A 7,203-nucleotide genomic window follows, 5' to 3' on the forward strand; every position below is an offset into this window, starting at 1 on the left:
TTCACCTGCCCTTTAATCGCGCATTTTCGGATCAAGCGCATCGCGCAATCCGTCTGCCAGCATATTGAAGGTAATCATAATGACACTGATGACAACAGCTGGAATTATCATCTCATGTGGGTGCAATCTCAGTACTTTGAATCCTTCATCAATCAATGTACCAAGTGATGCGTATGGTTCCTGGAGTCCCAGACCGATAAAGCTCAGGAACGCTTCAAAGAATACTGCATTTGGAATAGTGAACATCGTATTGATAATAATGACACCTGCAAGGTTTGGCAATAAATGTTTAGAGATAATTTTACCATCACTGTTACCAAGGGTTTTGGAGGCTAGAACAAATTCCTGTTCCTTTAATTTAAGTGTCTGAGCACGCACGACACGAGCCATACCAACCCAGCCTGTAATCGTCAATGCTACGGTAATAGAAATAATACCAGGGTCAAGAACCAGGATCATCAAGATCACAACAATCATAGTTGGTATACCCACAAGGATTTCGGTAATCCTCTGCATCACATTATCCAATCTTCCACCGAAATACCCAGATATCGCACCATAAGCAACACCGATGATCATATCAATAACGGCTGCCAAAAGGGCAATGTACAAGGAGATTTGCGTACCTTTCCAGACACGAGTAAATAAGTCACGTCCAAGAGCGTCTGTTCCAAACCAGTAGTACTCATCTACCTTTTTGACTTCATACATATCGATTTCTTTGCCCGCTTTATTCACCTTGATACCGTCAAATGGAAGCCAGCTTATATGTTCAAGCCCCTGTATTTTGGGTGGTAGATTATTGTGTGGAACATATTGTTTATCAAATTCTTTGCCGCTAATCAAAGGTCCTACCAGGCCATAATTATAACAATGCCCATCACAATCAAACTGACAAGAGCACCCTTATTTTTACGGACACGCATCCAAGCATCCTGCCAGAAGGTTAAGCTTGGCTTGTTTATTTCCTCGCTTTTGGCCGAATCGATTTCTGCGGCCTAAAACGGTCTTTTGGAATTTTTGCTTCGAAGTCAGCCATTACTTATTACCTCCAGACAACCTGATGCGTGGATCGATGATCCCATAAAGAATATCCACTACAAGGATGATAACTACAAATAATGCAGCAAATAAAATGGTTGTTCCCATGATAACTGGGTAATCATTTACTGTGATAGATTTTACGAACTGTTCACCAAGTCCAGGAATCGCAAAAATTTTCTCAATTACAAGGGAGCCAGTCATCAAGGAAATCGCCAATGGACCTAAAACTGTTACTAGTGGAATCATTGCATTTCTCAATGCGTGCTTGAAAGCAATTTCAAAGAAGCTTGCTCCTTTTGCTTTTGCCAATGTAATGTAGTCAGAGCCTAAGACTTCAATCATTTCTGTTCTCATAAAACGAGCTGCAATTGCTATTGGAAGCATGGACAAAGCTATAGTCGCAGGATTGTATATTCAAACCCACGCCAGAAAAGAACCGGGAACCAGCCCAATTTCACACCTACAAAGTATTGCAGCAAGCCTGCAAAAACGAAGTTAGGAATAGACTTACCCAATACTGCAACAAAAGTGGAACTATAATCGACCCAGGTATTCTGTCTTAAAGCAGCAAATATACCAAGTAAAATACCAACGATTGTTCCCAGTAACATTGCTTGGGCACCTAGCTGCATGGAAGGTCCTAAACGTTTGAACATTAGGTCCGTAACCGGAGTGTTATTAAACTGAAAGGAAATACCAAGATCCCCTTGAAGCAAGTTGCCAATATACTTAGCATACTGCACAGGCACTGGCTGATCTAGACCATATTTCGCTTTCATGATTTCCATCTGTGCAGGGCCCAATTTATTCGCACTTGCAAAAGGCGTACCAGGAATGATTTTCATTAAGAAAAATGTTAGGGACGCAATGATGAAAAGAGTCAAAAACATATAAAGTACCCTTTTTAACAGGTATTTCGCCATATGGGTGCACCTCCTGTATTATTTCAATTTTCCCTATTGTTCGACAAATGCTTTACAGGGAAAAAGAGAGTATATCTAGATATACTCTCTTTCTATCCTCAGAATTATTACACTCTGAAATAAGAAACTGCTTCAGTTATTATTCAGCTTCAGTAATTTTAACCCACTGGAAGTTATAGTCAGGACCGTAGTTGTAAATCGCAAGTCCCTTAACTCCAGGGTTTAGAAGGATGTTAGCAGAACGTTGGTAAACAGGCGCTAAACCAGCATCTTCTTCAAGCATGATTCTTTCAGCTTCCTGCTGTGCTTCCCAGTTCTTTTCTGGGTCAGTAGCAAGCTCAGTTTGAGCAGCTTTGATCAGCTTATCGTATTCTGGGTTAGAGTATCCCATTCTGTTGCTTCCGCCATTAGTGATCCAAAGGTCAGTGAACGATAATGCGTTACCGTAGTCAGGACCCCATCCAGCAAATTGAAGATCATAATCCATAGCGTTGTCACGCTCTAGACGAACAGCGAAAGGCACGCTTTCAAGCTTAACTGTCAAACCAGGAAGGTTTGTTTCTAACTGGTTCTTGATATAAGCATCAGTTTTCTTAGCTGCTTCAGTGTCTCCACCAAGGTAACGGATTTCCAGCTTATCTACACCCAGTTCCTTAAGACCAGTTTCCCAATGCTTCTTAGCTTCTTCAGCATTGAAAACGATTAGGTCGCCATGCTTTTCACGGAAGTCTTCTCCGTTAGGACCTTTAACGAAATCTTTTGGTACAAAGAAGTTTGCAGCGATAGATCCGTTGTTAAGGATGCTCTTTGCAAGGTCTTCTTTGTTGAAGCCCATAGCGATCGCTTTACGGATGTTTACGTTAGCAAGAGCTTCGTTCTTCTGGTTCATTTTGATCCAGAATACTACTGGCTCCATCCATGTAAGCATACGCTCATCACCTTCATAAGAAGGAACGATATCAGAAGAAAGCAATCCAGTCATGTCTGTTTCGCCAGCTTCGAATGCGTTTACAGCAGAGTTAGAATCTTTAACTACGTTAACAGTGATTTTTTCAAGAGTTACATCGTCAGCACTATGGTAATCTGGGTTTTTAACAAGTACCCACTCAGTTGCGTCAGTACCTTCCCATTTTTCCATTTTGAATGGACCATTGTAAAGTAAGTTTTCAGCATTGCTAGCGAACGCGTCGCCTTTTTCAGTTACGAACTTTTCATTCTGTGGGTAGAATGTTGGGAAAGCGAATAGATCTTCCCAGTATACTACTGGCTTTTCAAGAGTTACTTCCAAAGTCTTGTCGTCGATTGCTTTAACGCCAAGATCTTCTAAATTGTATTCTTTCTTAGCAGCTCCAGCTTCAGTGATCTCAGCTGCCCCCTTGATTTTTCCGCCCATCATGTATGGACCATAAGGTGAAGCAGTTGCAGGGTCGATCGCACGGCGCCAAGCAAACACGAAGTCGTGTGCAGTTACAGGCTCACCGTTAGACCATTTAGAATCACGAAGTTTGAAAGTGTAAACTTTCTGGTCATCGCTGATTTCAGGCTCGCCTTCTGCTAGTGCAGGAACAGGCTTGTGATCCTGGTCAAGGCGGTATAGACCTTCACCTACGTTGTTTATGTAAGTGAAACTTGTAGAACCTTCAGCAAGTACGCTGTCCATAGTTGGGATTTCAGAAGAATCCAACATGTTTAATTCTTGTGCTACATTAGCTACTTCTTCGCCTGTTGCGTCGTCATTATCAGCAGGCTTTTTGTCTCCACCATTTTCATTACCGCTGTTACAAGCAGACAGGATTAACGAGAATACTAGAGTCAAAATCAATAGAATAGAAAATTTTGACTTTTTCAAGGATACGCCCCCTTTTTATTGTTGTTTTCTGAAAACTTTTTACATTCCCTATTATACATAGATTAAATTAAATGTTCAATATTTTTGCGCGAAAATTTACAACTTTGAAACAATAGTAATAAATTTCCTCCTTGATTTATGTTATAATAGTGACTTATAAGCCTTTTCCGGGCATATTCACCGTGTTACTTATTGTAATATTTGATTATTTTTTAAGTTTTATTCTGTAAATTACTTTTATGAAATAACAATATAAGGGAGCTTTAGAAAAATGCGTAATAGATTTGGGAAAATTTTTTATGGATTTTTGTCCTCTCAAGTGTTGGTTTTCATTCTCTCACTTGTCTATCAGCAGAGAATAACATTGCTAAGTTATATAAATTTCTCCTTTTACATTGCAAGTGCCCTGCTTTTTTCATCATTAATAGTATTTACAGTAAATTCAGGTTTTTTTGACGCAATTTCCTATTCATTCAGAACGGTTTTTGCTGGTAAAGAGGAAGGTGAAAAGAAAAAGTCATTTGATGAAATGACTCCTTTATCCGAACTGGTTACCATTAATGCAAATCCCCTTTTAATGATTGGACTATTAGACTTTATTCTGATGCTTGCCGCACTGTTCCTGTATTATATTTAAAAATCCCTCAGGATCTCTTGCTTATCATGATCGATTTGATTATAATCATTTTTAAATTAAACTTTAAATGCAATGATGAAGAGTAGTACATTTGTTCAAGGCTTTCAGAGAGTTTGTGGTTGGTGGAAACAAACAGCCTGGCAATTGGAATGGACTTTTGAGCTTCTGGTTTGAACTTAAGTAGATCCGGGCGTAATCCTGCGTTAAAGGAATCCATGCTTCACTGTGGCATGGGCAGAGTGACTCATTCGTGAGTAATTAGGGTGGCAACACGGACCATTCGTCCCTAGATTTTAGGACGAATGGTCTTTTTGTGTTCTTTTTTCTTCTGTTTTACACCAATGTAAACACATTCAGACAGAATGAGAACAAGATATATACTTATAGGAGGAATTTATTATGGAAACTATTTTTTCCGGCATCCAGCCGAGCGGAACCATCACACTTGGCAACTATATCGGCGCAATGAAGCAATTCATAGAACTGCAGGAAGAATATAACTGTTATTTCTGTATCGTCGACCAGCACGCGATAACCGTCCCGCAGGATCGTTTACAGCTTAGAAAGAATATTAAAGGCCTTGCAGCATTGTACATCGCTTCAGGAATCGACCCTGAAAAAGTAACATTATTCATCCAATCGGAAGTGCCGGCACATACTCAGGCAGGATGGATGATGCAATGTGTTGCATATATAGGTGAGCTTGAAAGGATGACCCAATTCAAGGATAAATCTACTGGAAAAGAAGCAGTCTCAGCTGGTCTTTTAACCTATCCCCCTTTGATGGCAGCCGACATCCTGCTTTATAATACGAATCTTGTACCTGTGGGCGAAGACCAAAAGCAACATTTAGAGCTGACAAGGGATCTTGCCGAGCGCTTCAATAAGAAATACAATGACATTTTTACCATTCCTGAAGTTCGCATAGCTAAAGTTGGAGCAAGAGTCATGTCTTTACAGGATCCATTGAAGAAAATGAGCAAATCGGATCCTAACAGCAAGGCTTTCATTTCCATGCTCGACGAACCGAAGCAAATTGAAAAGAAAATCAAGAGTGCTGTAACTGACTCAGAGGGCATTGTGAAATTTGATAAAGAGAACAAGCCCGGCATTTCTAACCTCTTGTCCATCTATTCTATCTTGACTGCCAAAGCAATTGCTGATATTGAAAAGGAATATGAAGGTAAAGGATACGGAGAGTTCAAGGCAGACCTTGCGAAGGTAGTTGTCGACGTAATAGAGCCAATCCAGAAAAAATATTACGAGCTGATTGATTCACAAGAGCTCGATGAAATTCTTGACCGTGGTGCTGAAAAAGCAAACTTTGTCGCAAACAAAATGGTAAAGAAAATGGAAAATGCGATGGGCCTTGGGCGCAAGCGAAAATAATAATAGAAACGGAGCTGATAATATGTCAGCTCCTTTTTTTGTAATAGTAATCAATTTACTTTAGGACCGTGCTCCATTTCCCAAAGTTTTTCGAAAAAGGATTGCCCTTTGATGATGTTTTCGCAAAACTTCTCGTGTTTATGTGACCAGCCAAACTTTGTTTCTTCATATAACTGTTCCCATACCTCTTCAAATCCAAGGCGTTGAATTTCTTCATATAATTCTGGTTTCCATTCAGTGAACCAGTAACGGACTTCAGCCACATTTTTAGAGGAACTCAACTGGTCCATGGCCATGAACAATAATTGCTTCAACTGTCTTTCCTTACGCGTCAGCCCTCTCATTAAATCCGGAGAAGGCGATAAAATATGGAAGTCCTTTAAGGCACTTTGATCATTGAATCCATATTGGATAGTATCCTGGTTTTCAATCATTTCGTACACGAGCTGCTCCTGGCGCGGAATAAGCCGGCTCTTTCGGATTGGGATATTATAGCCAATGGTGTCAACAGCGAGTATCCCAGTTCCATCCGAAACAACGAAACAGTAATCAAGCTGCGTACGTTCATGGTTTTTTCTCAAATATGCCTTACGGTAAATGTCATCCAGAAGCTGTTGAGGCAACTCCGATAAATCATTCTCAATGTAATTAAATAACAGATGGTCAATTTTAAGGAGCGGCACCTGGTCCAGCAGCTCAACACCATCGTCCTTCCGCCATTCGTGGAAATGACAGACATTATAGCCGTTCTCTTCCCCTTCGAACCAGTTTACCCAGACATCATGAAGATACAACATGATTTTATAACCCCTCACTTCAAGAAACTGTTTGTCCATCAGTATGGGCATCACTAAGTAAAAATATTCCTTAAAAGGAAGATCAATTTATATCATTATTATGAGGCCAATAAATGCTTAACCAAATGATCCAATTCCAGCCGGCAGCAAGTAGCACTCCACTCTTCGCGCTACAAAAGCTAAATACTCATCCAGACCGTGCCCAGCTACAATCAGATTCAAATAAGCGATTGAACTGATCCCCCCAGATACAGCCAGTCCAAAACCAATCGTCAAAATAAACAATCTAAAGATCATCAGATTGACTCTCTTCATAACAGAAATTCATATTACACACTTCCCCCATCCCGGCCTGTCCATTTTTAATATATATATGAAGGAAGTTGGTTGAGAAGAACTGAAAGCTGCTTTAAATGTACATCAAGTAATGAACCAACTACTTGGAAAAATACAGCAGCATTTCATAGGGAAGAACCGAATATGCATTACATTTAAGCTTACTCTACTTTTTTGTACGAACCTGAGGTCACTTCGGACATTTCACGCGGGTCCATTCATTGTTTT

5 protein-coding genes, 2 pseudogenes and 1 other annotated feature are annotated in these 7,203 nt (G+C 40.1%); of the genes and pseudogenes, 2 read left to right on the forward strand and 5 right to left on the reverse strand.

What is annotated here, in order from left to right; all coding sequences use genetic code 11:
* Window positions 1-12: 12 nt before the first annotated feature.
* From opp3C to JCM21738_RS07525, 3 genes and pseudogenes are all read right to left on the reverse strand, one after another.
* A pseudogene (opp3C, locus tag JCM21738_RS07515) lies at window positions 13-1,039 on the reverse strand (oligopeptide ABC transporter permease).
* Window positions 1,039-1,967 (reverse strand): annotated as a pseudogene (gene opp3b, locus JCM21738_RS07520) (oligopeptide ABC transporter permease). The pseudogenes opp3C and opp3b overlap by 1 nt, the downstream one beginning before the upstream one ends.
* 139 nt (window positions 1,968-2,106) lie before the next feature.
* Complete coding sequence (locus JCM21738_RS07525) at window positions 2,107-3,816, reverse strand: peptide ABC transporter substrate-binding protein (RefSeq protein WP_023615270.1); 1,710 nt, start codon at window positions 3,814-3,816, stop codon at window positions 2,107-2,109.
* A gap of 271 nt (window positions 3,817-4,087) precedes the next feature.
* On the opposite strand from JCM21738_RS07525, the gene JCM21738_RS22340 reads away from it, so the two are divergent.
* Window positions 4,088-4,453, forward strand: a complete 366-nt coding sequence (locus JCM21738_RS22340) for a DUF3899 domain-containing protein (RefSeq protein WP_023615271.1) — start codon at window positions 4,088-4,090, stop codon at window positions 4,451-4,453.
* Window positions 4,454-4,516: 63 nt separating this feature from the next.
* Window positions 4,517-4,744: a binding site (T-box leader), on the forward strand.
* A gap of 105 nt (window positions 4,745-4,849) precedes the next feature.
* Window positions 4,850-5,842 (forward strand): tryptophan--tRNA ligase, encoded by a 993-nt coding sequence (trpS, locus tag JCM21738_RS07535; RefSeq protein WP_173401221.1) that lies wholly within the window; start codon window positions 4,850-4,852, stop codon window positions 5,840-5,842.
* Window positions 5,843-5,892: 50 nt separating this feature from the next.
* Here trpS and JCM21738_RS07540 read toward each other — a convergent pair whose 3' ends face one another.
* Entirely contained in the window at window positions 5,893-6,639 is a 747-nt protein-coding gene (locus JCM21738_RS07540) for a YjbA family protein (protein ID WP_023615274.1), read from the reverse strand.
* 117 nt (window positions 6,640-6,756) lie between these two features.
* Window positions 6,757-6,936 (reverse strand): YuzI family membrane protein, encoded by a 180-nt coding sequence (locus JCM21738_RS07545; protein ID WP_035209163.1) that lies wholly within the window; start codon window positions 6,934-6,936, stop codon window positions 6,757-6,759.
* Window positions 6,937-7,203 lie beyond the last annotated feature (267 nt).

Source organism: Mesobacillus boroniphilus JCM 21738, assembly GCF_000517385.1.
Taxonomy (GTDB): Bacteria; Bacillota; Bacilli; order Bacillales; family Cytobacillaceae; genus Mesobacillus; species Mesobacillus boroniphilus.

Bases quoted from the DNA above. Each gene is read 5' to 3' on its own strand.
- JCM21738_RS22340 (WP_023615271.1), top strand. From the start codon at position 4,088: ATGCGTAATAGATTTGGGAAAATTTTTTATGGATTTTTGTCCTCTCAA.
- JCM21738_RS07540 (WP_023615274.1), bottom strand. From the start codon at position 6,639: ATGTTGTATCTTCATGATGTCTGGGTAAACTGGTTCGAAGGGGAAGAG.
- JCM21738_RS07545 (WP_035209163.1), bottom strand. From the start codon at position 6,936: ATGATCTTTAGATTGTTTATTTTGACGATTGGTTTTGGACTGGCTGTA.